The sequence below is a fragment of the Ottowia cancrivicina genome (assembly GCF_029813755.1).
GTDB classification, from domain to species: domain Bacteria; phylum Pseudomonadota; class Gammaproteobacteria; order Burkholderiales; family Burkholderiaceae_C; genus Ottowia; species Ottowia massiliensis.
Genome location: NZ_JARVII010000007.1, coordinates 77,514 through 103,999, shown reverse-complemented (window position 1 = coordinate 103,999; position 26,486 = coordinate 77,514). Strand labels below are relative to the sequence as shown.

Here is a 26,486-nt window from a genome sequence, read left to right as displayed (position 1 = left end):
ACCAACGCCTACAACACGCGCGGCGCGGGCGGCACGGCTGACACCGGCGGCAGCGGCACGGGCAACAGCACCATCACGCTCACGGTGCCCGCCACGGGATCGACTGGCAACAACTTTGCTGAAACCCAAAGCGGCCCGCCAACTCCGGGCGCTCCGGTTTCCGTGCCCACGCTGGGCTGGCCCATGCTGGCGGCGTTGTCAGCGCTGATGGCAGGCGTGGGCGGCTGGCGCCGCCGCCGCGCAGGCGCCTGACGCAGCTGTTTGCGTCCATGCCGAAAGGGCCGGTTTGTACCGGCCCTTTTTCATGAGTGAGAGCCGATTGCGTTGGGAGCGGAACATGCGCCTGCCCCCGGTTTTGCCTGACGGAAGGCGGAAAAAGCAAGGCTCCTCAAAGCCTGCTCACAGTTTGGCCGTGAGGCGAAAGAGCAGGGCAGGGCGCAGGTCAGACATGCGCGAGGAATGGATGGCAATATTTAGCTCCCTTATCCATAGCATGAGGTCCTAGTGGACAAAGCGCAGATAGGCATTTCAGGCCCCTTGAATTTGCTCCTGTTTCTGGGGGTATCTGGTCAGCGAAGGGCCATGCTGAAGGCGCTGATCCACTCATTGGCCGCTCGCCCGGGGGCCTGTTTGCGGGCGGGTCTCAAGCGGCTTTTCAGCGCGAGCTTTGCACGGGATGCGCCAGCACATCCACCCGGGCGGGGGGCAGATTGAACACAACGCGCTCTCTTGACAGCAATTGCAGCCCCGCCTGCTGCCAGGGCGAAGGCGCGCGCAGGGCGTAGGTGAACTGAATGAGCCGCCCCTGCGCAGGCAGCGCCTGTATGCCTGCGGCAAGAATGCGGCGGCGCGCGGGTAAAGGAATGGACAGCAGGGGCAGGCCGGAGACGATTTGCGCGATGGGCAGGGGCCGCCCCGCTTCGTCAGCGGGCCAATCGCCGCCGCGCAGCATGCGGGGCAGGTCTGCGGCGTCACCGTGGATGACGCACACGCCTTCAAAGCGCTGGCGCAGGTGTTGCGCCAGGCTGGCCGAATGCTCAACGACGACCAGGCGGCTGGCGGGCAGCCCGCTGGCGCGCAAAGCGGCGGTGATGGCGCCCGTGCCGCCGCCCAGCTCGACGACGACGGAAGGGGCGTCCGGATGCGGGTCAATGTGCGAAGCCATGCAGGCGGCCAGTCGGCGGGAGCTGGCGCAGATGGCCCCCACGGAGCCGGGCCGCCGCACCAGTTCGCGCCACAGCAGGGCGTTTTGCTGTTGCTGGGCGCGGAAAACGGATGCCAAGTGTTTCATCAGGGGAAATAAGGAAGGCTGTTCGCCGGAAGCGGCGGATTGCATCACAAAAGCCCAGAGCTGACGCCGCACGCATTTCGAGACCCATGAAAAGCGGCGTTCGCGCCCTTCCATCAAGATATCTCGCTATGCCTTTTGAAGAGGTTGGCCTATGCCGAAGACAGTGGCAGTGCACGCAAGATGGCGGCCGGGCGGAAACCGCATAGCCGGGCCAGCAGGCTGGCCGGAAACTGACCGATGGCGCGGTTGTAGGTCAGCACGGAGGCGTTGAAAGACTCGCGCAGGGGCAGGCTTTGGTGCAGCAGGTGTGTGCGGCGGTTGGCCAGGCGCGTGGCGTCAACGCCGGGCGTATCTGCTGCTAGGTGTTCAAGCGCCCGCTGCCAGGCAGCGCCCAAAGTGTCATGAGCGGTGGCCAGTCCTTCCATCAGCTCAGGGGTATAGGGGTTGTGGCGGGTTTCAGCCAGCGCGGCTGCCAGTTGCTCGCAGGCTGCCCACAGGCGCACCAAGGCGGCATGGCTTTCATCTTGGAGTGTCAGCGGCGCAGGCATTGTGCCGCCGCGCATGGTATCGGGCAGACAGCCTTGCACCCATACCAGTTCGCGCAGCATGAACGCATCCAACGCGGCAAACTGCTTTTTGACCTTGGCGCGCAGCCGCATGAGCCGGTTGTAGGCGCCAACGGCCCAGAAAAGCAGCACGGCACAGGCTATGCCGACCAGCAGGGGATGAGTCCAGGTCATGTCAAGAAGGAGTGAAGCAAGCAGGCGGCCGCAGGGCCTGCATTGTCCTGCCTCCGGCGAGCCGGGTGAAAGAGATCGGGTTCGCCGCTTTAAGACGTCAAGAGCTTGTCAACGGTTTGACGTGCAATAGGCGTATCGGCATGAAGCAGGGCTGAATGCATGGGTTGTTCACTCCTGTATTCATAGCATGATGTCTTGGTGGAGACAGCGCGAAACGGTATTTCCGTTTCCTATATGTGCTCCTGTTTTTGATTGGGAAGCGAGCTTTCGAAACGCTTTTCTGTGTGTCGCAGGATTTTGAACAGGCTTAAAAGAAAACGCCCTGCCGGAAAACCGGCAGGGCGTTTGTGTTTGGTGGCCTGGGGCGGGATCGAACCACCGACACAAGGATTTTCAGTCCTCTGCTCTACCAACTGAGCTACCGGGCCATAAAGAAGACGAATTCTAGCACGGCTTTCAGGCGGCCTGGCTGTGCTTGCGGTTGCGGGAAAGGTCGATACCCAGCTGCTTGAGCTTGCGGTACAGGTGTGTGCGCTCCAGGCCGGTTTTTTCGGCCACCCGGGTCATGGAGCCGTTTTCCATGGCCAGATGGTATTCAAAATAGGTTTTTTCAAAGTGATCGCGGGCCTCGCGCAGGGGGCGGTCCAGATCGAAGCTCTGGCGGCTTTGAGGGCCTGTGGGCGCAGGGTCGGGCTGAACAGCGGGCGCTTGCGGGTGCCCTGCCAGAGGCATGGTGACGGCGGTCAGCGCGGGCGTGACCGGACGCGGGGCGCTGGCGAGCTTGGGCGCAGGGGGCGGGTCACGGTGCAGGGCCTGCTGCACGGCCTTGAGCAGTTTTTGCAGGGTGATGGGTTTTTCCAGGAAGTCCTGTGCGCCGATGCGGGCGGCTTCGCTGGCAGTGTTCAGGGTGGCATGGCCGCTCATCATGATGACGGGCATGGTGAGCAGGCCGGCGGCGCGCCACTCTTTGAGCAGGGTCACGCCGTCGGTGTCAGGCATCCAGATGTCAAGCAGCACCAGGTCAGGCTGGGATTCCAGGCGGGCGGCGCGGGCGCTGGCGGCGTTTTCGGCCAGCTGCACGGTGTGGCCTTCGTCATTGAGGATTTCGGAGAGGAGATCCCGGATGCCCAGCTCGTCATCAACCACCAGAATATTTGCCATGGTTATTCGTGTTTTCTCAGATATCAAACGTCGCTTTTGAATGATAACGACACCAGTGCGCCGCACGCCGCGCCGTTTTCGCAGCGGTTGGACAGGTCGATGCGCGCGCCGTGTTCGTCGGCGATTTTCTTGACGACAGCCAGCCCCAGCCCGGTGCCTTTGGCCTTGGTGGTGACGTAAGGCTCGAAGGCGCGCTGGAGAATGGCGTCGGCAAAGCCGTGGCCGCTGTCGGCGATGGTCATGCGCACGCGGTGCAGGCCGTCTTCGGCTTGCAGGGTTTGGGTGCGGATGATGACGGGGGCGCTGCGCCCGGCCGCTTCCGTGGCGTCCTGCGCGTTTTGCAGCAGGTTGTGGATGACCTGGCGCAGCTGCTGCGCGTCGCCCAGGATGCGGGGGCTGGCCGCGTCCAGCTCGGCGCGCACGGGCACGCTGCGCGCGCCTTCGCCGGATTCGTAAAGCGCCAGCACGTCGGTGATGAGCGCGTTCAGATCCAGCGGCTTCAAATCGGCGCGGGGCAGGCGGGCGTAGTCGCGGAATTCATTGACCAGCCGCTTCATGGCTTGCACCTGATCGACGATGGTGGCCACGGCTTTGTCCAGCATCTGGCTTTCGGCCTCGGGCAGCTTGCCGGCCAGCTTGTGCGCCAGCCGCTCGGCCGAGAGCTGAATGGGCGTGAGCGGGTTTTTGATTTCGTGCGCCAGCCGCCGCGCCACTTCGCCCCAGGCGCGGGCGCGCTGGGCGGAGACGACTTCGGAGATGTCGTCAAACACCAGCAGCCGCAGCCCGCCGGGCAGGAGCGCGCCGCGCGCCACCAGGGTGATGGCGTTATCCGCCACGTCGCCTTCGGCAGCGTGCAGCTCGAAGGTGTGCTGCCAGTGCTTGAGGCTGCTGTGCTCGGCGCGGGCGGCCTCGAATTCGGCGAACTGCGCCTGCACGCCTTGCGCCAGCTCTTGCAGCGCGGGCAGCGTGGAAAGAGGCTTGCCCAGGCAGTAGTCGGCCAGCGGCAGGCCGAGGATGCGGTCGGCGCCGGGGTTGCCCGACTGCACGGCGCCAGCGGCGTCCAGCACGATGACGCCGGCGGTGAGGTTGTCCAGAATGGTTTGCAGGCGCGTGCGGTGCTGGTCGGCAGCGCGGCGGGCGTCGGCCAGCTGCTGCGTCATGTCTGAAAAAGAGCGGGTCAGGCCCACCAGCTCGTCTTTGCCCGCCAGCACCAGCTTGGGCGTGAGATCGCCCGCTGCCACCTGGCGCATGCCCTTGGCCAGCATCAGCAGCGGCGTGGCCAGCTGTTTGCCCAGCAGCACGGCCAGCAGCACCGCGCCGAACACGGCCAGAAACAGGCTGAGCGTGAGCGTGCCGATGTACATGCGGCGCAGCGCCCCCTGGCCGAGCGCGCGCTCCTGATATTCGCGGTTGGCTTCCTGCACGGCCAGCGCGTCGGCCACCAGCGCGCTGGGCAGCGGCTGCACGGCCTGCACGAAGCGCTGCTCGTCCACCAGACTCACGCCGGGCGCGCTCACCAGCACCAGCGCCTTGATGCGGGCGCTGCCGCCAGGCTCGTCCAGCCCCTCCACCTGCGTGGCCACGCCTTGCGCGCGGGCCGTGCGCAGCTGCTGGGCGGCGGGGCGTTCGGGGTTGATTTCAAAGTGCGCGCCGCCTGCGCTGCCCACCATGCGCAGCGGGCTGCCGCCCCACAGGGAGATGTCGGTCGCGCCGGTCTGCTCCTGAATGCGCTCCAGCGGCAGGGCCGTCAGCCCGTCTGGCGTTTGCGCCAGTTGCGTGGCGGCGGCGCGCAGCTGGTTGCCAAAATCACGCGCCTGCGTGTCCAGCGAGGTGCGGGCCAGGTTCAGCCCGGCTTCCAGCGCGCCTTCCACCTTCACGTCAAACCACGATTCGATAGAGCGCGAGACGAACTGATACGACACCACGTAAATCAGCAGCCCCGGCAGCACGCCTACCAGCGCGAAGATGGCCGCCAGCTTGGTCAGCAGCCGGCTGCCAAAGCGCCCGCGCCGCCACTGCCGCCACAGCCAGCTCACGCCCCAGCCAATGCCCAGCGCCAGCATGAGCGCTACCAGTGCATTCATGACCACCAGCGGCGCGTAGTAGTTCTGATAGAGCAGCAGATTGTTGGCGGCCTGCGCCAGCAAAAACAGCAGCATCAGCCCCACGGACAGCATGACGGCGGCGGCGGCCAGCAGCGCGCGGCGCTGCACGCGGTTCCACAGCCGGGCAAAGCGCGTGGCTGAGGGGGTGTTCAATGGCGTGGCGGGCGAAGAAGCGTCTGGCCTGCCGTTCATGCCGCGCCCTCCGGCGTCAGATCCATGTCGCGCTGCACCTCGATGCGCTCGGCCGCTTGCAGCGGGCGCGGCAGGCCCTCGTCTTGCAGCAGGTAGTGAAAGCGCAGCGTGTGGCGGCGGCCCGGCTCGAAGTGCGCGGCATTCATGATGCGCCAGTGGCTCACGCGCTGCACGGCATCCAGCGCCTCATCCAGCGTGTCAAACAGGCGGGCCGTGGTGGTCTCGGATCTGGGCGCTTCCACGCTCGCCAGCGGCTGGCTGCTGATCAGCACGCGCCAGCGGCGCATCAGGGGCAGATAGGCCAGCCGCCAGTAGCACTGGCGCGCGGCCAGGCGGCGGTCGCGCCAGTACCAGCGGCTGCGCAGCACCACGGCTTCGGCCATGAAGTGCAGGGGCACGCCTTTGAGCAGCGCCTGCTCCAGCGCGGGTGCCAGCGCAAAGCGCACGCGCGCCGTCAAAAGCAGGCTGCCATCGGCTTCGCGCCGGGTGCGCAGCTCGGCCAGCGTGGCGGCGCTGGCAGGCTGCGCCGGGCTTTCGGGCAAGGCGCTTTCGGGCAAGGCGCTTTCGGATTCCTGGCTTTCGGATTGCCCGGCATCAGAGGGCCTGTTTTCCGTGCTCTCTGGGGTTGAAGCGCCAGCTTCCGCCCGCCCGGCCATTTCTGCGGCAGGCGCGGCGGGCGGGCGATCCGGCCCCGTTTCCACGCTCATCTCCGCTTTCATTCCTGCCCCCGTCTCAACGCCCATCTCCGGGCTTGTTTCCGGCTGCGCTTCATCCGCCTGCGCCCAAGCGGGCAGCGCAGACAGGCAGGCCAGGGCCGCGCCCGTGCGCAGCAAGGCGCGGCGGCGCGCGGCGGCAAGGCCCGTGAATTCAGGCGGCGCTTTTTTCAAACAGGGCATAGAAAAAGCCATCTTCCGTGCAAGGTTCGTGTGCGTCCGTATCTTCACCGCATTTTTCAGCCGGATTTCCGCCGGGCGCCAGCGCGGGCAGCAAGTGGCCCGGCGCGGGCAGCGCCAGCGCGTCAGGGTGGGCGGCGCGAAAGTGATCGGCCTGCTCCTGCCCCTCGGCGCGGAACACCGAGCAGGTGGCATACAGCAGCCGCCCGCCCGGGCGCAGCAGCGGCCACAGCGCCGCCAGCAGCCGGCGCTGCGTAGCCGCCAGCGCGGCAAGGTCGGATTCGCGCCGCAGCCAGCGCGCGTCCGGGTGGCGGCGGCTGATGCCCGAGGCGCTGCACGGCGCATCCAGCAAGATGGCATCAAACGGCCGCCCGTCCCACCACTGCGCGGGCCGGGCGGCATCGGCGGCGCGCACCTCGGCGGCCAGCCCCAGGCGCGCCAGATTGCCGCGAATGCGCGCGCAGCGCGCAGCGTCCACATCCAGCGCCAGCACTTCAGCGCCGGGCCGCAGCTCCAGCAAATGCGCCGTCTTGCCGCCAGGCGCAGCGCAAGCGTCCAGCACGCGCAAAGCGGGCGCGCCGCCAGCGGGGGCCAGCCCCTGGAGCAACAGCGGCGCGGCCCGCTGCGCCGCGCCGTCCTGCACGGAAACGCGGCCCTGTGCGAAGCCCGGCAGCGCCTGCACCGGCGCGGGGCGCGCCAGCACGATGCCCGCCGGATGCGCCGGCCCCAGCGCGCGCGCCGCCAGCTGCGCCTGCGCCAGTTGCTGCAAATACGCCTCGCGGCTGCCCTGGCGCAGATTCACGCGCAGCGCCATTGGTGGCATCTCTTGCGCCTGCTCCAGCAGCGCCTGCCAGTGCGCCGGGTGATCGCGCTGCAAGCGCTGCACCCACCACAGCGGGTGATTCCAGCGCGCCACAGGGTCAGCCTGCACGGCGGCCAGCAGCGCCGCCCGCTCGCGGCCAAAGCGGCGCAGGCAGGCATTGAGAAAACCGGCTTGCGCCCGCAAACCGCGCTGGCGGCGGGCGGCTTCCACGGCCTGATCGGCCAGCGTGAAATCGCTATACGGCGGCGGCTCGCAGCAGGCCAGCGCCAGCGCGCAGCACAGCAGTGCATCCAGCGGTGGCGGCGGCGCGCGGCGCGCCAGCTGCTGGCGCAGCGCCTGCGCCCGCCCCCACTGCCGCAGCGCCTGCGAAGCCAGCGCCTGCACGCCCGGGCGCTGCGCGGCAGGCAGCGCCGCCAGCCAGGCCGTCAGCGACTGGCCCTGCCGCACCGCCTGCAAGGCGGCGGCCGTGGCCTGCAACTGCTGCCAAAGCGGCGTTTTCGGTTCATTCATGGCAATGACTTGGGGCGGAATTCATCAATAAAAGGAGCAAATTGAAGGGGGGTGGAAATGCCGCCTTGCGCAATTTCCACTAGGACATCTTGCTATTGAACGAGGAGCGAAATCTTTGCCCTGCTCATAGCCTTTCATGTGCCCCGCACGAAGGGGTTGTGCCGCCGCTCGTGGCCGAAAGTGCTGCCGGGGCCGTGGCCGGGCACAAAGGCGGTGTCATCGCCCAGGGGCCAGAGCTGGCGGGTGATGCTGTCCATCAGCTGCGCGTGGCTGCTTTGCGGAAAGTCCGTGCGGCCCACGCTGCCCGCAAACAGCACGTCGCCCACAAAGGCCAGCCGGGCTTCGGGCGAGTGAAAGATGACGTGGCCCGGCGTGTGCCCCGGGCAGTGCCGCACCGCCAGCTCGCAGCGGCCCAGCTGCACGGTGTCGCCGTCATGCAACCAGCGCGTGGGCGTGAAGGCGCGCGCGGGCGGCAGGCCGAACAGGCGGCTTTGCTCGGCCAGCGCGTCGATCCAGAACTGGTCGGACGGATGCGGGCCGACGATGGGAATTTGCCAGCGCTCGGCCAGCTCCGCCGCGCCGCCCGCGTGGTCGATGTGGCCGTGCGTGAGCCAGATTTGCCCGGGCTTCAAGCCCAGCGCCTGCGCGGCCTGCTCGATGCGCGGCAAATCGCCGCCGGGGTCAATCACGGCCGCCTCGCGCGTTGCATCGCACCACAGCAGCGAACAGTTTTGCGCAAAAGCCGTTACGGGAATGATTTGATAATGCAAAACGGACATGGCAATGGGCCTTGTTTCAGAATATCGCACGCCAAAAAATCAAGCCTGCATGGGAATATCACAGCGCCATTTCATATTCAATCGTCAGCGGCGCGTGGTCGGAAAAGCGCTGCTCCTTGTAAATGGCGCTGCGGCGGGCCAGCTGGCCGGCGGCCTCGGTGGCCAGGTGGTAATCAATGCGCCAGCCCACGTTGTTGGCCCAGGCCTGGCCCCGGTTGCTCCACCAGGTGTAGGCCTCGCCAGTGGCCTGCGGGTGCAGGCGGCGGTACACGTCCGTCAATGGCACTTCGGCCAGCGCGCGGCTCATCCAGGCGCGCTCTTCGGGCAGAAAACCGCTGTTTTTCTGGTTGCCTTTCCAGTTTTTCAGGTCAATTTCCTGGTGCGCGATATTCAAATCGCCGCACAAAATGAATTCGCGCCCGCTCTTGAGCCGCTTCAAAAAAGGCAGGAAACCTTCCAGAAAACGGAATTTGGCCGCCTGCCGCTCTTCACCGGAAGAGCCGCTGGGAAAATAGCTGCTGATAATAGAGAATTTGCGTGCGGGCGTATCAAACCGCAATTCCACATAACGGCCTTCCGCATCAAATTCCTCGCTGCCGTAGCCTGCCAATACCTCGCTGGGTTCGTGGCGCGTATAGATGCCCACGCCGGAATAGCCCTTTTTCACGCTGGCCAGATGGAAATACCCGCGCATGCCCGCCAGCGTTTCAAAGCGGCCCGCCACGTCGGGCATTTGCGCCTTGACTTCCTGCACGCAAATACAATCGGGCCTTTGCGCCAGCAGCCATTCGCCCAGCCCCTTGCCGGCGGCCGAGCGTATGCCATTGAGATTGAGGCTGGTGAGTTTGAACAAAGTGAATCACTCCATGAATGCCCTGTTGAACAAGACTGAATGCGAAGAAAATGCGCTGGCGAAGGAATTCGTGCAATTTGCCATTGATTGCGGCGTGCTGCGTTTTGGCGAATTCAAAACCAAGGCCGGGCGGCTTTCGCCTTATTTTTTCAATGCCGGGCTGTTTGATGATGGCGCGCGCCTGGGGCGGCTGGCGCAATTTTACGCACGGGCCATTTTGGCCAGCGGCATTGAATTCGACATGATTTTCGGCCCCGCCTACAAGGGCATTCCGCTGGGCAGCGCCGTGGCCGTGGCGCTGGCCGCTGCCGGGCACAACAAGCCTTTTGCCTACAACCGCAAGGAGGCCAAGGACCACGGCGAGGGCGGCTCGCTGGTGGGCGCGCCGCTCAAGGGGCGCGTGCTCATCGTGGATGACGTGATGTCGGCCGGCACCGCCGTGCGCGAATCCATCGCCCTCATCCGCAGCGCGGGGGCCACGCCGCATGCGGTGGCCATTGCGCTGGACCGGCAGGAAAAAGCCACGGAAAACGGGCAGGACGCCCCCTGGAGCGCCGTGCAATATGTGCGCGAGAAACTGGGGCTGAAGGTGTGCGCCATCGCCAGCCTGGCACAGCTTTTGCAGTACCTGGAGCAAGATCCGCAGTCCCTGCCATACTTCAAGGCCGTGGCGGCCTACCGCGAACGCTATGGCGCGGCCTGAACCGCTGTTCTGAGAGCCGCCCCAAGGGAGAAGCCGTATTTTGCTCCTGTCTTCATAGCGTGAAGTCCTAGTGGAATGTGCGCAAAACGGAATTTCAACCCCTTGAATTCGCTCCTTTTTCTGATGCCAAAACCTGCCGCCTTGCGCGATTGCTTGATGCCTGAACCCGCGTTTTCCATCTTCCGCCTGGGCCGCGCCGCTGGCGCGATTGCCGCCGCGTGGCTGGCTGCGGGCCTGGCTGGGACGGCGCTGGCCGCCGATCCGGGCAAGAGCGCGGGCGGCATCTATACCTGTGTGGATGCCTATGGCCGCCGCATCACTTCCGACCGGCCCATTCCCGAATGCATGGATCGCGAGCAGCGCCAGCTGTCTTCCAGCGGCGTGACGCGCCGCGTGCTGCGCCCGGAGCCGACGGTGAGCCAGCTCAAGGAGCAAAAGGCCAAGGCCGAGCAGGCCAAGCAGCGGCTTCAAGAGCAGGAAAACCAGCGCCAGCGCGATATCGCCCTGGCCATCCGCTATCCCAATCTGGAAGCGCACGCCAAGGCGCGGCGCGACGCGCTTGAGCCTTCCCAGCTGCGCATGGGCCTGATAGAAAAGCGCCTGCAAGCCTTGCAGCAAGAGCGCGACGAGCTGCAAAAGCGTCTGGACAGCTTTGCCGACCCGCAGAAGATTCCGGCCTATATCAAGCGCAATGCGGAAACCAACCAGAAGAATCTGGAGGCGCAGGAGCGCGCGATGGCCAACGAGCAGGAGGAGCGCAGGCTGCTCAACGCCCGCTTTGATGACGAGCTGGCGCGGCTGAAAAACATCTGGCATGCCCAGGAAGACGCGCCTTGACGGCGCTGCGTGCGGCAGGGGCCGGGCAAAAGGGGGCTTGCACGCTCCTTTTTTTCATGCCTGCTGGCTGGGCAGCATCACGGCGCGCAGCAGCTTTTCTTCGGGCAGACCCAATATCTGCGCCACCTTGCGGGCTTTCCAGGCCAGGTAGGCCTGGCGGCCGGGGCTGTCGGGCGCGTCTTGCCAGGCGCGCACTTGCTGGCGGAATTCGTCGTCGAACACCTGCGGGCTGGGCCAGATTTGCACGGCGCGGCCCCGGTAGCTGATTTCAAAGACGAACTGTCCGCCCACCGAAGACGACGCGTACGGGTGGCAGGTGACGGGCTGGCACAGGCAGCGGTTTTCGCGCACGGCGCGCGAGAGCAGCGTTAAATTACCTGCATTGGGGCTTGTTTGCCCCTTTCCTTTAGTTGAAGCGAAAGAAACTATGGCAAAAATAAATAAAGGAGATTGCTTAGAAATTGAGTTTGATTGTACTCAAGCTACAGAAGCTATCCCTGCATGGGCTGCCGAGGAAGGCTATGAAGTGACAAATTATGAACAAATTGATGACGCCAAATGGACGATCACCGTGATGAAACAGACCTCAAAGTGCGGTCAAAAAACAAAATTTATGTAGCCGTAGCACAACGCTGAAATGACGACTTCTGAGCTTGTTGGCATGTAAGTAATGTTAGCGCCACACAAATAAGCTGGACGGCATCCTGTATTTCTTCTAGTATTACGCCTCTTTATTGATTTTGTGATGATTTATGACCCGCATTAATCTTGTCCCGCCGAGTGAATTGTGCGATCAACATTTGCTTGCCGAACACCGCGAACTTACCCGTATTCCCAACGCTGTTGCCAAAGGGAAATTTCACCTAAAAGGCCAACCGGCGGAATATAAACTGGGTGAAGGCCATGTGCGGTTTTTCTTTAATAAAATGGCCTTCTTGAAGAAACGTTATGATGCGCTTCATGCCGAATGCAGAGCGCGTGGTTTCAACGTGACATATATTTGGCCGCAAGAACTCAGCACCGATGCCGCATTATGGCTGGATTATACCCCCACTGAACAAGCCCTAGCCACCAATCGCCAACGGATTGAGGAAAGAATGCCGGCAAAGGCTAGATTTACAGACAGGAAGATTCTCTTGGAAAATGATTCGTAAATCACTGGCTGTGATTTATTCCTCTAATCAAACGTGGAAATAATGCGGAGTACGAATGGTATAAGCAGAGGTGCTTTCCACTTCCACGCAATCCACCATCCCGGGGCCGGGAAAGCCCAGCCGCCAGTACAGCTCGCGCCGCTGCGCGGGTTCTTCGGGCGAGAGCAGGCGCAGGCCAGCCACGCGCACCATGAGCGCGGCGGCAATGGCGTTGGCGTGGGATGCGTACTTGATGAAATCGGCGGGGCCGATTTCAATCACGCCGTCCTGATCGGCCACCCGCACGATGTGCGAGCCGGCGGGGATGGGGGCGGGCGGGTTCATTGGGCGCTGGCGCCATCCAGCGCGGCGGGGGCGACGAGGGCGCGCACGCCCACGCGGTTGCGCATCATGCCGTTGTCCAGCATGAACTGCATGTCGGCTTCCAGGGCGCGGAAGTCGCTTTCTCTCAGGCGCTGGGTGAAGTGCGTCCAGTCGTAGAGCTGGCGGGCTTCTTGCGCGCTTACGTTTTGCAGGCGCGCGCCCAGGGCAATGGCCTCTTCGCGGTGGGCCTGAATCCACTGCCAGGCTTCGTCATGCGCGGCCACCACGGCCTGCACGCGGTCGGGGTGTGCTTTCAGGAATTTTTCGCTGGCGGTCATGGTCAGCAAGGGCGTGAGCAAACCGGTGGCGCGCGCCAGCACATGGGTGCCGTCTTTTTGCGCGTTGAGCACGAAATTGGCCGCCAGCAGCGCCGCGTCGGCCTTGCCGCTTTGCACGGCGGCAAAGGCCTGCGGCAGGTCCATTTGCACGAAATTGACTTGCTGCACGCTCATGCCCTCGCGCGCCAGCGCGGCGGCCAGCAGCTGGTGCAGCACGGTGCCCTTGGGGCCGGCGACGGTCTTGCCCTTCAGATCAGCCACCGCGCGCGGGCCGCCCTTGGCGGCCACGATGGCGAAAACGTCCGTCGGGCGCGCAACGCCCGCGATGATGCGCACAGGGTTGCCTTCGCCATTGGCCATCAGCACGGAGGCGGTGTTCATCACGCCGCCTATGTCCAGATCGCCGCTGGCCAGCGCCTGCGCCTGCTTGGCGCCGGAGGTGATTTCAGGCCACTGCGCCTGCAGGCCCAGCGGTTCCAGGTGCTTTTGCGAGATGCCCTTTTCCTTCATCACCATCAATTGCAGATTGAAGGGCGCGCGCAATGCCCACCCGCTGGGCCATGCCGCCCGAAAGCTCATGCGGAAACAGCGCCTGCGCGCCCGCCAGCTGCACCACTTCCAGCGCCTGGCCGATGCGCTGCGCCTTCTGCGCCCGCTTCATGCCCCTGCGATGGGCCAGCGCCAGCCCCAGGTTCTCGCCCACCGTCAGCCAGCGCAACAGGCGCGGGGCCTGAAACACCATCGCGCAATCCTGCGGCCGCGCCAGCACCTGGCCTGCATCCGGCGGCAGCAGACCGGCCGCCACGCGCAGCAGCGTGGACTTGCCGCAGCCCGAAGCCCCCAGCAGGCAATTGATGGCGCCAGCTTCCAGCGCCAGCGAGGCATCGCGCAGCACCGGCCGCCCGCCCAGGCGCAGGCTCACGCCCTCAAGCACGGCCCCGAGTGCGGCAACAGGCGCTTCGCTCACGCAGCCGCCTCCGGAAAGCGCCGCCCCAGCAAAGCGGCGGCCGCGCGCTGAAAGGCCCAATCCATCGCCCAGCCCAGCAGGCCGATGACCAGAATGCCCGCCATCACCACGTCCGTGCGCTGCAACTCCTGCGCGTCAAGAATCAGATAACCCAGCCCGCTGCCCGCCGCAATCAGCTCCGCCGCAATCAGCGCCCGCCAGCTGTAGCCAAAACCCAGGCGCACTCCCGTCACCAGCGAAGGCACGGCCGCCGGCGCCGCAATGCAAGCCACATACGCCCAGCGCGGCAAATCCAGGCTGCGCGCCAGCTCGTCGTCTTGCGCCGTCACGCAGCGAAAGCCGCCCAGCGCATTCAGAAACACCGGAAAAAAACGAAGCCAGCACGATGATGCTGATTTGCGTGGCATTGCCTATGCCCAGCCACAACACCAGCAGCGGCGTCAGCGCCAGCGGCGGAATCATGCGCAGCAGCGCCAGCGGCGCGGCCGTCAGGTCTTCCACCAGCCGGAACCGCGCCACCGCCCCCGCCAGCGCAATGCCCGCCGCGCAACTGATCAGAAACCCCACCCCAATGCGCGCCAGCGAAGCTGCGGCATGCGCCGCCAGCACCCCGCTCTGAAGCAGCCGCGCGCCCGTGGCCAGCACCGCCAGCGGCCCCGGCAGCAAATAGGCCGAAACCCAGCCGCTGCGCGCCGCCAGCTCTCACAGCAGAACCAGCGCCGCCAGCGGCAGCGCCACGCGCAGATTGCGGCGCATGGAAGAAAAACGCCGCGTCATGCCCGCTCCCGAACCGGCTCATCAGCACGCGGCAGGCGCGCGATGGACATTTGCCAGAGCCTGTTCACGGCCAGGCCGCGAAAAGCCAAGAAGCGCATCGGATCAGGAAAGGCATGAACAGGGAACGCACAGCGCCATTTCGCCCCGTGATTCATGGCAAGTTATCCAAAAGCCTGTCGTTACAAACTGCCAGATGATATGGCTTCGCATTCAGCTGCACGCTGCATTTGAGGTCATGGCGCAGCATCGCCGTGCGCTGCCGCGCTGCAAGCCCAAGACGAGCGCGGACGCCTTTGAGCGAGCTTTGTCCATCTGGTTGAATCAATAAAAGGAGCAAATTTGAGTGGCAAGAAATGCCATTCAGCGCAGATTACACTAGGACATATTGCTATCTATAAAGGAGCGAATAGGACTGGGCGGGCTGGGAGCGCAGGCTTTTAGCGCCTGTAGGCGGCGGCGCAGGCGGCCGTCAGGCCTTGGGCCAGGCGGTGCAGCGCGGGCCAGGGGGCGGCTGGCCAGCCGGGGGCTGGCAGGCCCTTGCAGATGCCGTCCACGAAGTGCGCGGCTTGCAGCAGGCTGGCCAGTTGCGCGGCGGGCAGGCCGGGCAGGGCGCGTTCGATGAGGCGCTCGCGCTGGCCCCACACGCGCGCTTCGCGCAGGGCCAGGGGCAGGGGGCGGCCAGCGGCGGTGGCGTCTTTCACGCGCTTGAGGGTGCGGATGTCTTCGGCAATGGCGTAGTGCACCAGCACTTCGGCTTCGCCTTCGGCTCGCAGGCCGTCGAGCATTTTTTGCGTGCGGGCGCGCTGGCCGGCCAGCATGGCTTCGGAGAGTTTGAAGACGTCGTAGCGGGCCACGTTGAGCACGGCGGCTTCAATTTGCGCGCGGCTGACTTCGCCTGGCGGGTAGAGCAGGGCGAGCTTGCTGATTTCCTGATGCGCGGCCAGCAGGTTGCCTTCCACGCGGTCAGCGAAAAAGCGCAGGGCCTGCTGGCCTTCTTCGCCTGCGGGCACGCGCTGGCCCTGGCGCGCCATGCGTTCGGCTATCCACGCGGGCAGGCGGGCGCGGTCGATGGGGTCGGTCTGCACGCACACGCCCGCCGCTTCCAGCGCCGTGAACCACGGGCTGGTTTTGGCGGCTTTGTCCAGCCGGGGCAGGGTGATGAGGGTGAGCACGCCCGGGCCTGGCGCGTTGGGAGTGGCTTGTGCGGCCTGCCCGGCAATCTGCGCGGCCAGTTGCTGCAAGGCCGCGCTGCCTTCCTTGCCGGGCTTGCCGGACGGGATGCGGATTTCCACGATTTGCTTTTGCGCAAAGAGGCTGAGCGACTGCCCGGCGGCCAGCGGAGCGCTCCAGTCGAAGTGCGCGCCCATCACGGTGTGCACGCTGCGCTCGGCATGCCCGGCGGCGCGTGCGGCGGCGCGGATGGCGTCTTGCGCTTCCTGCGCCAGCAGCGGTTCATCGCCGTGCAGCACATACAGCGGGCGCAGCCCTTGGGTCAGGTGGGCGGGCAGTTGCGTGAGGGGCAGTTGCATGTGCGGCAAGGGGGTGGAAGAAGCGGGTGATTGTCTTTGTCTGGGCGCGGGCAAGCATTGGAGCGGCCAGCCGCACAGGTGTTGATTTGCTCTTGTATCAATAGCGTGATGTCCGCATGGACGGGCGCAAGAGGGTGTTTTCATGGGTGCCAATTTGCTCCTTTTTTTGATGAGAAAACGGGCTTTCAGGCCGTCTGGGCGCTTGGCAGGGCTGCGGGGCGGGGCTGGCGCGCGCCAAGCCGCCGTGAACCCCGGTGACACAATCGCCGCCTTCGCTTTCCGCCCCCCTGCCGCTTCGCCATGCCCCGCCCTCTTTTGGCTACCGTTCATCACGCCGCGCTGCGGCACAACCTGGCGCGCGTGCGGCAGGCGGCGCCGGAGGCGCGGGTGTGGGCCGTGGTCAAGGCCAACGCCTACGGACATGGCATTGAGCGCGTGTTCGAGGCATTGCGCGGCGCCGATGGCTTTGCGCTGCTGGAGCTGGATGAAGCCGAGCGCCTGCGCGCCTTGGGCTGGCGCGGCCCCATCTTGCTGCTGGAAGGCGTGTTTGAGCCGCGCGATCTGGAAACCTGCTCGCGCCTGAACTTGTGGCACGCCGTGCACTGCGACGAGCAGATCGACTGGCTGGCCATGCACAAGACGCACCAGCCGCATCGCGTTTTTCTCAAGCTCAACAGCGGCATGAACCGCCTGGGCTTCGCGCCTGGCCGCTACCGCGCCGCCTACGCCCGGCTGGCGGCGCTGCCCCAGGTGGAGGAAATTTCGCACGCCACCCACTTTGCCGATGCCGATGGCGCGCGCGGCATTGCGCTGCAGCAGGCTGTTTTCACGCAAGCCACGCAGGGCCTGCCCGGCGAGCGCACGCTGTGCAACAGCGCCGCCTTGCTGCGCCACGCGGGCGATGCGTCTTCTGACTGGGTGCGCCCGGGCATTGCCCTTTACGGCAGCTCGCCCGACTACCCTGCGCATAGCGCCAGCGATTGGGGCCTGCAGCCCGCCATGTCGCTGACCTCGCGCCTGATCGGCGTGACTCACGTGCAGGCCGGGGAGCGCGTGGGCTACGGCGGCCTGTTCACGGCACAAGGCCCCATGCGCGTTGGCGTGGTGGCCTGCGGCTACGCCGATGGCTACCCGCGCGAAGCGCCCACCGGCACCCCCGTGCTGGTGGAGGGCGTGCGCACCCGCACTCTGGGCCGCGTGAGCATGGACATGCTGGCCGTTGATCTCACCCCCGTGCCGCAGGCCGCTTTTGGCTCGCCTGTCACCCTTTGGGGGCAGGGGCTGTCCATTGATGAAGTGGCCCACGCCGCTGGCACCGTGGGCTACGTGCTGATGAGCGCCCTGGCTCCGCGCGTGCCCGCCGTGGCGGATGAGGGCTGAAGCCTTGCCGGAGGGCTACAGGAATCTGCCTGCGGCCTGATGCGGCTTGAAGACCTATTCAAAGCTGCCTTGCCGCCTTTGTCCCAGAGCCAGGCCCAGGCGTTGCAGAAAGCGGTCGCACTGTTCTAGTTGCTCAAGGGTGACGTACTCATCAGCCTTGTGAGCCTGCTCGATGCTGCCGGGGCCGCAAACAATGGCCGGGATGCCTGCTTGCTGGAACAGCCCTGCTTCCGTTACGTAGGCCACCTTGCGCGGCTGGCGCGCGGCCAGGGAGAGCACGAGCTTGGCAATGTCTGTTTGCGCGCAGCCATCCAGCGCAGGAACGCTGACGCCGGGCGTGATATCGATGCGGGCATCAGGGCATTCGGCCCGCATGCGGGGCAGCAGCGTGCTTTCCACATAGTGGCTGACGCGGGCCTGAATGCCAGCGGCAGGCGAGCCGGGCAGGTTGCGGATTTCGTAGCTGAATTCGCATTCGGCGGGGATGACGTTGAGCGCCATGCCGCCGCTGGCAAGGTTGGTGGAGAGGGTGGAAAAGGGGACGTCATAGCCCTCGTCAAACGGGCCGTGGGCTTTGCAGGCATCAGCCACATCGCGAATATGGCTGATGAGACGGGCGGCGTATTCAATGGCGTTGCAGCCCTGTGGCGTGAGCGAAGAGTGGGCAGCGCGGCCATGCACGCGGCAGTGATACAGGCTGATGCCCTTGTGCGCGATGACGGGCTGCATGGAAGTGGGTTCGCCCACGATGCAGCCATCGGCCCGAATGCCGCGCTGGACCACTTCATGCAGCAAGGCGCGCGCGCCCAAACAGCCCACTTCTTCATCGTATGAAAGGGCCAGATGCACGGGTTTGCAGCCCGGCTTGGCCACGTAGCTGGGCGCCCAGGCGAGGACGGCGGCGATAAAGCCTTTCATGTCCGCGCTGCCCCGGCCGTACAGGCGGCCCTCGCGTTCGGTGAGGGTGAAAGGATCGCTGCGCCACGGCTGGCCATCAACGGGGACAACGTCGGTATGGCCCGACAGAATGATGCCGCCCTGGGTGCTGCCATCTCGCGCGGGCAGCGTGGCGAAAAGGTTGGCTTTGGGCTGAGTGGCGCTGGCGTTGAGCCAAGGGTCAATGCCGAGGCGGCGTAGCGCATCGCGCACGGTTTCAATCAGCCCCAGATTGGAGAGGCGGCTGGTGGTGTCCAGCGAAATCAGCGTGCGCAGCCAGGAATGGGTATCCATGAGAACTCCTCTGAAAGGGAATATGAAGAATTGTGAGCGCCGCTTGAAATCGGCTCTTTGGCCATCATCATCAGGTGTCGCATATTTTTTGAAATGGAACTCATGAAACGCATTGCCCTCTTTCTGGCTACCAATATTGCAGTCATGGTAGTAATCGGCCTGATCACGAGCATATTTGGCCTGAACCGTTTCATAGGCCCCAACGGGGTCGATGTCGCCACTCTGATGGGATATTCGCTGGTGGTGGGATTTGCTGGAGCCACGATTTCACTTCTGATGAGCAAGACAGTGGCGAAAACCAGCATGGGCGTGAAAATCATCAACCAGCCGCAAAATGCAGACGAAGCCTGGATTGTGGAAACCGTGCGCCGGTTTGCTGATAAAGCAGGCATTGATATGCCAGAAGTGGGCATTTACCAAGGCGAGCCTAACGCGTTTGCCACGGGGGCCTTCAAAAACAGCGCGCTGGTGGCCGTTTCCACAGGTCTTTTGCAGGGCATGACGCGCGAAGAAATCGAGGCCGTCATTGGCCACGAAATTGCTCACGTGGCCAATGGCGACATGGTGACCATGACGCTGATTCAAGGCGTGATGAATACCTTTGTGGTGTTTCTCAGCCGCCTGATCGGAACCCTGATCGATAGCGCGCTGCGCCGCAATGACGACAGCAGCAGCGCTCCCGGCATTGGTTATTACGTCAGCACAGTGGTGCTTGATGTTCTTTTCGGCTTTCTGGCAGGCATTATTGTTGCCTGGTTTTCCCGGCAGCGTGAATTCCGCGCCGATGCCGGTTCCGCCGAACTCATGGGCCAGTCGCAATCCATGACTCGCGCCTTGCAGCGCCTGGGCGGCATGCACGCTGGCGCTTTGCCAGAAAACATGCAGGCCATGGGGATCACGGGTCAGATTGGAAAGCTGTTTTCTTCGCACCCGCCTATTGAGGAGCGCATTGCCGCCTTGCAAGCGCGGCAGCAGATGCAGCGCTGAAACGGCCGCGACCAGTGCCGGACAGGCTTTCATGCCTGTCCGGTTTTTTTATGCCTGTAGCGAATCTGGAATCACCAACCGGTCAGAGAGACATGGCAGATGTCTAAATGGATCTGAATATTCAATGTTTCACAAAACACAATGGCTTGTTATCTGGTCATTGCCGCCTGACAGAAAACCTCGCCTTCTGCTCCTGTCCAAATTAAGCGAATAGGCAAGATTGATGAAGGCGCTTTATTGTAAACGATGCGGCCGTGAATCGATCGGTCTTGTAAATATTGTTTATGTTTTATGGAAGGTATAGAACGTTTAGACGGTTGATGGCAGCTATTACCGATGGATCAAGACGGCGATTAATATTTTAATTTGGGCAATAAAAAAGCCCCGGAATAAATCCGGGGCTTTTGGCGTAACTTACGCTGCGATTAGCAATTACTGCTGGGGAGCGTTGCGGGTGCCCACCACTTCGATTTCCACGCGGCGGTTCTGCGCACGGCCCGCTTTGGTCTTGTTGCTGGCCACAGGCTGCAACTCACCCTTGCCTTCAGTAGCAACGCGATCGCTCTCGATGCCCTTGGACACCAGATAAGCCTTCACGGCATTGGCGCGGCGCTCAGACAGGCGTTGGTTATAGGCTTCGGTGCCGATGGAGTCGGTGTGACCGATGGCAACCATTACTTCAAGGTTGATGCCTTGCACCTTTTCAACCAGCTCGTCCAGAATGCGGCGGCCTTCAGGTTTCAGGACAGATTTGTCAAAGTCAAACAGAGCTTCGGCGGAATAAGTGATTTTCTCGACAGCCACAGGCGCCGGAGTGGGTTCGGGCGTGGGAACTGGTTCAGCCGGAGAAGCCGGTTCAGCTGCAGGAGCGGCGGGAGCCAGAGCGCCATCGCAGGTGGCTGCGGCTGTCGCAGGCGTCCAGTAGGCATCACGCCAGCACAGTTCGTTCGTGCCGTTTTTCCAGACCAGTTCATTGTTGGCATTACGCCAGTTATCAATGTCGCCAGCAGCGGCAAAGGCGGAGCCAGCCACGGTCAAAGCAGCCAGTGCAAGTGCAAATTTGTTCAGTTTCTTCATGGTTCTCCTCTTGGGGAAAAAATCCGCAGCAAACGGCTGCGACAGAATCAAACGCTTCGAGTGACCACCACCAAAACGCTTTTTTCATTGTGCCATATGCCTTGCAAAAAATGGGTGTTTCCCCCGTTGAACAAAGCTGATATGTTCCTGAAACGGCAGAATTTGTTGCTTGCAGGCAACGGGCGTTCATGATGGCCGTGCCTCTAAGTGCCTCTAAAATTGACCCCTTTTCCCGTCCCGGCGAAGGCTTGTTGCTGCCTCCATATATATGACTGAATTTGCCAAGGAAACCCTGCCGATTAGCCTGGAAGAGGAAATGCGGCGCAGCTATCTGGATTACGCCATGAGCGTGATCGTAGGCCGCGCCTTGCCGGATGCGCGCGACGGTCTCAAGCCCGTGCACCGGCGTGTGCTGTATTCCATGCACGAAGCCAACAACGTCTGGAACCGGCCTTATGTGAAATGCGCGCGCGTGGTGGGTGATGTGCTGGGACGTTTCCACCCGCACGGCGACTTGGCCACTTATGAGGCGCTGGTGCGCATGGCGCAGGATTTTTCCATGCGCTATCCGCTGATTGACGGGCAGGGCAACTTCGGTTCGGTGGATGGTGATCCGGCAGCTGCCTACCGGTACACGGAATGCCGGCTGGAGCGCATTTCTGGCGAAATCCTGGGCGAAATCGACAAGCAGACTGTCGATATGGCGCCCAACTATGACGGCAAGGAAATGGAGCCAACGGTGCTGCCCACGCGGCTGCCCAATCTGCTTGTCAACGGTTCCGGCGGCATTGCTGTGGGCATGGCCACCAACATTCCGCCGCACAACCTCAATGAAGTGGTGGATGCCTGCCTGCACCTGCTGCACAACCCGGAATCCACGGTCGAAGACCTAATGGAAATCGTGCCCGCGCCCGATTTCCCGACGGCGGGCATCATCTATGGCATTCAGGGCGTGCGGGAAGGCTACCGCACGGGGCGCGGCCGCGTGGTCATGCGGGCCAAGTGTCATTTTGAGGATATTGACAAGGGCCAGCGCCAGGCCATCGTGGTGGACGAGCTGCCTTATCAGGTTAACAAAAAGACCTTGCAGGAGCGCATGGCCGAGCTGGTGCACGAGAAGAAGCTCGAAGGCATCAGCCACATTCAAGACGAGTCGGACAAGTCCGGCATGCGTCTGGTCATTGAACTCAAGCGCGGCGAAGTGCCGGAGGTGGTGCTCAACAACCTCTACAAGCAAACGCAGCTGCAGGACACTTTCGGCATCAACATGGTGGCGCTGGTAGATGGTCAGCCGCGCCTGTGCAACCTGAAAGACCTGCTGGAAGTCTTCTTGCAGCACCGCCGCGAAGTGGTGACGCGCCGCACCATTTTTGACTTGCGCAAGGCGCGTGATCGCGGCCATGTGCTGGAAGGTTTGGCTGTGGCGCTGGCCAATATTGACGAATTCATCCGCATCATCCGTGAATCGCCCACGCCGCCTGTGGCCAAGACCGAGCTGATGGCGCGCACTTGGGACAGTCATCTGGTCCGTGAAATGCTGACCCGCACGCGCGAGGACGGCACGGAAGTGCGCGCTGATGACTACCGCCCGGAAGCTCTTCCACGCGAATTCGGTCTGCAACAAGATGGTCTGTATCGCCTTTCGGACACGCAAGCGCAGGAAATTCTGCAAATGCGCCTGCAACGTCTCACGGGCCTTGAGCAAGACAAGATCGTGGCCGAATACAAGGAGGTCATGGCGCAGATTGAAGACTTGCTGGACATCCTGGCCCGCCCGGCGCGCGTCACGGCCATCATTGGTGACGAGCTGGCGGCGCTGAAAGCCGAATTCGGCCAGACGGCGGAAGGCGTGCGCCGCTCCACCATCGAACCCAATGCGCAGGACCTGGCCACGGAAGACCTCATCACCCCCACCGACATGGTGGTCACGCTCAGCCACACGGGTTACATCAAGAGCCAGCCGCTGAATGAATACCGCGCTCAAAAGCGCGGCGGCCGGGGCAAGCAGGCCACGACCACCAAGGAAGATGACTGGATTGACCAGATCTTCATTGCCAACACGCACGACTACATCCTGTGCTTTTCCAATCGCGGGCGGCTTTATTGGCTCAAGGTATGGGAAGCGCCATCCGGCTCGCGCGGTTCGCGCGGGCGGCCCATCGTCAACATGTTCCCGCTGGAAGAAGGCGAAAAAATCACGGTGGTGCTGCCGCTCACGGGCGAAATGCGCGCCTTCCCGGCCGACCGCTATGTGTTCATGGCCACGGCGGGCGGCACCGTGAAGAAAACCGCGCTGAATGAATTCAGCAACCCGCGCAAGGCCGGCATCATCGCCGTGGGGCTGGATGAGGGCGACTACCTCATTGGCGCAGCCCTGACGGACGGCAAGCACGACGTCATGCTGTTTTCTGACGGCGGCAAGGCCGTGCGCTTTGATGAAAACGACGTGCGCCACATGGGCCGCCAGGCCCGTGGCGTGCGCGGCATGAACCTGGAAGAAGGCCAGCGCGTGATTGCCATGCTCGTGGCGGAAGCCGAGGCCAGCGAAGCCGAGTCTGCCCCCGGCGCGCGCAACAGCGTGCTCACCGCTACCGAAAACGGCTACGGCAAACGCACTCATATCAGCGAATACACGCGGCACGGGCGCGGCACCAAAGGCATGATCGCCATCCAGCAAAGCGAGCGCAACGGCAAAGTTGTGGCCGCCACGCTGGTCAATGCCGATGATGAAATCATGCTCATCACCGACAAGGGCGTGCTCGTGCGCACCCGCGTGGCTGAAATCCGCGAGATGGGCCGCGCCACGCAAGGCGTAACCCTTATCGCGCTTGACGACGGCGCCCGCCTGAGCGGCCTGCAACGCATCGTGGAAAACGATGCCAATGACGCGCCAGCCGACGGCGAAGACGGCAACGCAGACAACGCCGGAAGCGGCGATACCCCTCAACCATCCCCCACCACGGAGTAAATCAGTGAAACCCATGCTCAACAAAACCCTGGCCGCCCTCACTCTGGCCGTTTGCGCCCTGCCTTTCGCGGCGCATGCCCAGGACGCAAAAGCGGACGACGCCAAAAAGGCCCTAGCCGTGAAACTGGCCCAAATCCAGCAAAAAAACGACTCCGTCCAGCTTGCCCACCAGCTGGTGAATGCCGTTGCGCAGCCCGTCATCGCCACCTGGTCACAGAACATTGATCAGAACGTGCCTGCCGACAAGCAAAAGGATGTGCGCGAGAAACTGGATGTCGAACTGAAAAAGCTGCTGGACGCCACGGGTAAAACCGTAGAGGCGCAAGCCGCCAAAACGGCTGAATCCGCTCTTGTGCCTGTCTATATGGAGAAATTGTCAGCCGACGAGCTGAAAACCATCGTCGCCTATCTGGAGTCGCCCGCCAGCGCCAAATTCCAGGAGGCGGGCGGTCAGGCTGCCAACGCTTGGGCCGCGCAAATCATCAAGGCCACTGAATCCACCGTGGAAGGGCATCTCAAGAAATTTGATGAAGCCGCAGCCAAGATTGTGAAAGCGGCCACAGGCGCCAAGCCTGCTGCGGCAGCCAAGCCGGAAACCAAGGCTGAAACCAAGGCCGAGACAAAAGCAGCGCCCGCCTCTGCGTCTGATGGCGCATCCGGCGGCATCAAGACCAAAGTCGAGCGCGTCGAACAGAAGCAATAAGCCATGAGCGCAAGCTCTTCCTTGCCGCCACCCGCGCACTCCGCCTCCTTGGCGCAGCCTGTTCAGTCTGATGCCTTGGGTGTGTTGCGCGCGCAAATTGACGAGTTGGATGCCCAATTGCTTGCGCTGCTCAATCAGCGCGCGCGGGTGGCCGAACAGGTGGGAGAGCTCAAGCGCCAGGAAGGCACCCCCTTTTTCCGGCCCGACCGGGTGGCCCAAGTCATTCACAAAGTTCAGGCCAGCAACACGGGGCCGCTACTCAACGACCATGTCGCCAGCATCTGGCGCGAGATCATGTCCGCCTGCCTTGCGCTGGAAGTGCCGCCGCGCGTGGCCGTGCTAGGCCCGCAGGGCACGTTTTGCGAGCAGGCGGCCATTGAATACTTTGGCAGCGCCGTCAATCTGGTGTACTGCAACAGCTTTGATGAAGTCTTCCATGCCACGGCGGCTGGCACGGCGCAGTTCGGCGTGGTCGGCATGGAAAATTCCACCGAAGGCGTGGTGGCCCGTTCGTTCGATCTGTTTTTGCGCTCGCCAGTGCATGTGGTGGGCGAAGTCAGCCTGGCCGTGCGCCACAACCTGCTGCGCCAACGCAACGACTTGGACGGCATCGAAGTCGTTCTGGCACACCCTCAGGCACTCATGCAATGCCAGGACTGGCTTGCGCAGCACCTGCCGCTGGCCGAGCGCCGCGCCGTCTCCAGCAATGCCGAAGGCGCGCGCCTGGCGGCGGAAAAACCGGCCTGGGCTGCATTGGCCAGCGAGCGCGCCGCCGCACAGTTCGGCCTGCACATCGTGGCCCATGCCGTGCAAGACCAGGCCAGCAACCGCACGCGCTTTGCCATCATCTGCCTGCCGCAGACCATGGGCATGCCCCGGCCTACGGGGCGCGACTGCACCAGCATCGTCGTCAGCGTGCCCAACCGTCCAGGGTCGGTTCATGACTTGCTCACGCCGCTGAAAAAGCATGGCGTGTCCATGACGCGCTTCGAATCCCGCCCCGCCAAATCCGGCCAGTGGGAATACTATTTTTATATCGACATCGCGGGCCACATTGAGCAACCGCACCTGGCCGCCGCGCTGGCCGAGCTTCAGGCCCTGTCGTCCTTTTACAAAGTGCTGGGGGCCTATCCCCTGGGGCAAGATGTTTGAACAACTGGGATTAATCGGCTGCGGCCTGATGGGCGGCTCCTTTGCCTTGGCGATGAAAAGGGCGGGGCTGGTCAAGCGCATCGTGGGCTACAGCAAATCGCCGTCCACCACCGAAAAAGCGCGTGAAATGGGCGTGATCGACGTGGAAGCGCCTTCCGCCCTGCTGGCTGTGTCGGGCGCCGATCTGGTCATGCTGGCCGTGCCTGTTTCGGCGACCGAGTCCACGCTCAAGGCCATCCGCCATCTCGTCAATCCGTCCATGCTGCTGATGGACATGGGGTCCACCAAGCGCGACGTGATTGATGCCGTGCGCCGCGTGCTCAAGCACGACGTCGGCTCCTTCGTGCCCTGCCACCCCATTGCCGGGCGCGAAGTCTCCGGCGTGGAAAACGCCGATCCCATGCTCTTTACGGGCAAGCAAATCATCATCACGCCCATGGAGCGCACGCAGACGGCCAAGCTCGAAAAAGCCACTGAAATGTGGCAGGCGCTGGGTTGCAGCGTGTCGCAGATGTCGGCTGAAGCGCACGATGCCGCCTTTGCCGCCGTCAGCCACCTGCCGCACATGCTGGCCTTTGCCATGATGAACGGCATTGCCAGCCAGCAGGAGCAGGCCGCCGTCTTCCTGTCGCTGGCCGGCCCGGGCTTTCGTGATTTCAGCCGCATTGCCGCCAGCGATCCGCAAGTCTGGCGCGACGTGCTCATCGCCAACCGCGAAGAACTCATCGCCCAGCTCCACCACTTCCAGCATGCCTTGGCCAAGCTGGAGCATGCCGTCACCAACAGCCAGGCGGACGATCTGGAGCGCCTGATCAACCAGGCCAGCCACATGCGCGCCAGCTGGCGCATGAACAGTTTGGCGAAATAGCCGACCGGATCAAGGCGGCGGCCGCCGCCCTTCGCTACCATGCCTTGCAAGCTTTTGTTCACCGCCTGCCCGTCAGCGAAAGAGCAAGGCTGCGCCATGCATTCACAGCGTCTGAGGTTCGCCTTGAAACATTCGCGCGCGAGGCTGAACAAGGTTTCCTGAAACA

Annotated in this window: 28 protein-coding genes, 1 tRNA gene and 1 pseudogene; 13 read left to right on the top strand and 17 right to left on the bottom strand. The window is 63.6% G+C overall.

The genetic code is table 11. The features are described from left to right. Positions 1-252: pseudogene (locus QB898_RS05170) on the top strand (hypothetical protein); the annotation flags it as partial. Between the two features lie 403 nt (positions 253-655). Here the strand turns inward: QB898_RS05170 and QB898_RS05165 are convergent. From QB898_RS05165 to QB898_RS05125, 9 genes are all read right to left on the bottom strand, one after another. Beyond that, a complete protein-coding gene (locus QB898_RS05165; protein ID WP_279524076.1) occupies positions 656-1,291 on the bottom strand; it encodes a class I SAM-dependent methyltransferase in 636 nt (211 codons plus the stop codon). A 149-nt stretch (positions 1,292-1,440) separates the two neighbouring features. After that, complete coding sequence (locus QB898_RS05160) at positions 1,441-2,031, bottom strand: LemA family protein (RefSeq protein ID WP_279524075.1); 591 nt, start codon at positions 2,029-2,031, stop codon at positions 1,441-1,443. A gap of 352 nt (positions 2,032-2,383) precedes the next feature. Next, positions 2,384-2,459, bottom strand: a tRNA-Phe gene (locus QB898_RS05155). 28 nt (positions 2,460-2,487) lie between these two features. Further along, complete coding sequence (locus tag QB898_RS05150) at positions 2,488-3,192, bottom strand: response regulator (protein ID WP_279524074.1); 705 nt, start codon at positions 3,190-3,192, stop codon at positions 2,488-2,490. A 23-nt stretch (positions 3,193-3,215) separates the two neighbouring features. Further along, positions 3,216-5,489 carry a sensor histidine kinase gene (locus QB898_RS05145; RefSeq protein ID WP_279524073.1) on the bottom strand — a complete coding sequence of 758 codons (2,274 nt, stop codon included), beginning with the start codon at positions 5,487-5,489 and terminating at the stop codon, positions 3,216-3,218. Then, on the bottom strand, positions 5,486-6,385 hold the full coding sequence (locus QB898_RS05140; protein ID WP_279524072.1) for a DUF4390 domain-containing protein: 900 nt from the start codon (positions 6,383-6,385) through the stop codon (positions 5,486-5,488). The genes QB898_RS05145 and QB898_RS05140 overlap by 4 nt, the downstream gene beginning before the upstream one ends. Further along, positions 6,357-7,715: a 16S rRNA (cytosine(967)-C(5))-methyltransferase RsmB gene (rsmB, locus tag QB898_RS05135; RefSeq protein ID WP_279524071.1), complete on the bottom strand. Its 1,359-nt coding sequence runs from the start codon at positions 7,713-7,715 to the stop codon at positions 6,357-6,359. Before rsmB ends, QB898_RS05140 begins: the two co-directional genes overlap by 29 nt. A 134-nt stretch (positions 7,716-7,849) precedes the next feature. Further along, on the bottom strand, positions 7,850-8,494 hold the full coding sequence (locus QB898_RS05130; RefSeq protein ID WP_279524070.1) for an MBL fold metallo-hydrolase: 645 nt from the start codon (positions 8,492-8,494) through the stop codon (positions 7,850-7,852). A 58-nt stretch (positions 8,495-8,552) separates the two neighbouring features. After that, on the bottom strand, positions 8,553-9,347 hold the full coding sequence (locus QB898_RS05125; protein ID WP_279524069.1) for an exodeoxyribonuclease III: 795 nt from the start codon (positions 9,345-9,347) through the stop codon (positions 8,553-8,555). Positions 9,348-9,360: 13 nt separating this feature from the next. Between QB898_RS05125 and pyrE the strand changes: the two genes are divergently transcribed. Together pyrE and QB898_RS05115 are read left to right on the top strand one after the other, a co-directional pair. Then, complete coding sequence (gene pyrE, locus QB898_RS05120) at positions 9,361-10,050, top strand: orotate phosphoribosyltransferase (protein ID WP_279524068.1); 690 nt, start codon at positions 9,361-9,363, stop codon at positions 10,048-10,050. A 123-nt stretch (positions 10,051-10,173) separates the two neighbouring features. Continuing rightward, a complete protein-coding gene (locus QB898_RS05115) occupies positions 10,174-10,887 on the top strand; it encodes a DUF4124 domain-containing protein (protein ID WP_279524067.1) in 714 nt (237 codons plus the stop codon). Between the two features lie 54 nt (positions 10,888-10,941). Here the strand turns inward: QB898_RS05115 and QB898_RS05110 are convergent, their stop codons facing one another. Beyond that, positions 10,942-11,238, bottom strand: coding sequence for a hypothetical protein (locus QB898_RS05110; RefSeq protein ID WP_279524066.1), 297 nt, complete (start codon positions 11,236-11,238; stop codon positions 10,942-10,944). Here QB898_RS05110 and QB898_RS05105 point away from each other — a divergent pair. Continuing rightward, positions 11,204-11,506, top strand: a complete 303-nt coding sequence (locus QB898_RS05105; RefSeq protein WP_279524065.1) for a sulfurtransferase TusA family protein — start codon at positions 11,204-11,206, stop codon at positions 11,504-11,506. The two genes, QB898_RS05110 and QB898_RS05105, sit on opposite strands and share 35 nt — an antisense overlap. A gap of 133 nt (positions 11,507-11,639) precedes the next feature. Further along, entirely contained in the window at positions 11,640-12,041 is a 402-nt protein-coding gene (locus QB898_RS05100; RefSeq protein WP_082202984.1) for a pyrimidine dimer DNA glycosylase/endonuclease V, read from the top strand. Positions 12,042-12,068: 27 nt separating this feature from the next. Here the strand turns inward: QB898_RS05100 and QB898_RS05095 are convergent, their stop codons facing one another. From QB898_RS05095 to QB898_RS05080, 4 genes are read right to left on the bottom strand one after another with little or no spacing between them, the layout of a single operon-like run. Next, on the bottom strand, positions 12,069-12,365 hold the full coding sequence (locus tag QB898_RS05095; protein WP_279524064.1) for a hypothetical protein: 297 nt from the start codon (positions 12,363-12,365) through the stop codon (positions 12,069-12,071). Next, positions 12,362-13,198 (bottom strand): ABC transporter substrate-binding protein, encoded by an 837-nt coding sequence (locus QB898_RS05090; protein WP_279524063.1) that lies wholly within the window; start codon positions 13,196-13,198, stop codon positions 12,362-12,364. The genes QB898_RS05095 and QB898_RS05090 overlap by 4 nt, the downstream gene beginning before the upstream one ends. Next, complete coding sequence (locus QB898_RS05085) at positions 13,128-13,649, bottom strand: ATP-binding cassette domain-containing protein (RefSeq protein WP_279524062.1); 522 nt, start codon at positions 13,647-13,649, stop codon at positions 13,128-13,130. Before QB898_RS05085 ends, QB898_RS05090 begins: the two co-directional genes overlap by 71 nt. Next, on the bottom strand, positions 13,646-14,056 hold the full coding sequence (locus tag QB898_RS05080) for an ABC transporter permease (protein WP_346429800.1): 411 nt from the start codon (positions 14,054-14,056) through the stop codon (positions 13,646-13,648). Before QB898_RS05080 ends, QB898_RS05085 begins: the two co-directional genes overlap by 4 nt. 5 nt (positions 14,057-14,061) lie before the next feature. On the opposite strand from QB898_RS05080, the gene QB898_RS05075 reads away from it, so the two are divergent. Continuing rightward, on the top strand, positions 14,062-14,268 hold the full coding sequence (locus tag QB898_RS05075) for a hypothetical protein (protein ID WP_279524060.1): 207 nt from the start codon (positions 14,062-14,064) through the stop codon (positions 14,266-14,268). Positions 14,269-14,424: 156 nt separating this feature from the next. After that, a complete protein-coding gene (locus QB898_RS05070; protein WP_279524059.1) occupies positions 14,425-14,754 on the top strand; it encodes a hypothetical protein in 330 nt (109 codons plus the stop codon). Positions 14,755-14,863: 109 nt separating this feature from the next. Here the strand turns inward: QB898_RS05070 and holA are convergent, their stop codons facing one another. Beyond that, positions 14,864-15,955, bottom strand: coding sequence for a DNA polymerase III subunit delta (gene holA, locus QB898_RS05065; RefSeq protein WP_279524058.1), 1,092 nt, complete (start codon positions 15,953-15,955; stop codon positions 14,864-14,866). A 300-nt stretch (positions 15,956-16,255) separates the two neighbouring features. Here holA and alr point away from each other — a divergent pair, with 300 nt between their 5' ends. Then, complete coding sequence (gene alr, locus QB898_RS05060) at positions 16,256-17,335, top strand: alanine racemase (RefSeq protein WP_279524057.1); 1,080 nt, start codon at positions 16,256-16,258, stop codon at positions 17,333-17,335. A gap of 54 nt (positions 17,336-17,389) precedes the next feature. Here alr and argE read toward each other — a convergent pair whose 3' ends face one another. Further along, a complete protein-coding gene (gene argE, locus QB898_RS05055) occupies positions 17,390-18,565 on the bottom strand; it encodes an acetylornithine deacetylase (RefSeq protein ID WP_279524056.1) in 1,176 nt (391 codons plus the stop codon). A 102-nt stretch (positions 18,566-18,667) separates the two neighbouring features. On the opposite strand from argE, the gene htpX reads away from it, so the two are divergent. Further along, positions 18,668-19,552 (top strand): protease HtpX, encoded by an 885-nt coding sequence (gene htpX / locus QB898_RS05050; protein WP_279524055.1) that lies wholly within the window; start codon positions 18,668-18,670, stop codon positions 19,550-19,552. A 432-nt stretch (positions 19,553-19,984) separates the two neighbouring features. Here htpX and ompA read toward each other — a convergent pair whose 3' ends face one another. Then, positions 19,985-20,629, bottom strand: coding sequence for an outer membrane protein OmpA (gene ompA, locus QB898_RS05045; protein WP_050714983.1), 645 nt, complete (start codon positions 20,627-20,629; stop codon positions 19,985-19,987). 268 nt (positions 20,630-20,897) lie between these two features. On the opposite strand from ompA, the gene gyrA reads away from it, so the two are divergent. The 4 genes from gyrA to QB898_RS05025 are packed head-to-tail and all read left to right on the top strand — an operon-like array spanning position 20,898 to position 26,320. Further along, positions 20,898-23,597 (top strand): DNA gyrase subunit A, encoded by a 2,700-nt coding sequence (gene gyrA / locus QB898_RS05040; protein ID WP_279524054.1) that lies wholly within the window; start codon positions 20,898-20,900, stop codon positions 23,595-23,597. A gap of 13 nt (positions 23,598-23,610) precedes the next feature. Continuing rightward, a complete protein-coding gene (locus tag QB898_RS05035) occupies positions 23,611-24,300 on the top strand; it encodes a hypothetical protein (RefSeq protein WP_279524053.1) in 690 nt (229 codons plus the stop codon). Between the two features lie 3 nt (positions 24,301-24,303). Further along, positions 24,304-25,452 carry a prephenate dehydratase gene (gene pheA / locus QB898_RS05030; protein ID WP_279524052.1) on the top strand — a complete coding sequence of 383 codons (1,149 nt, stop codon included), beginning with the start codon at positions 24,304-24,306 and terminating at the stop codon, positions 25,450-25,452. Beyond that, positions 25,445-26,320, top strand: a complete 876-nt coding sequence (locus QB898_RS05025; protein ID WP_050714979.1) for a prephenate dehydrogenase — start codon at positions 25,445-25,447, stop codon at positions 26,318-26,320. The genes pheA and QB898_RS05025 overlap by 8 nt, the downstream gene beginning before the upstream one ends. Positions 26,321-26,486 lie beyond the last annotated feature (166 nt).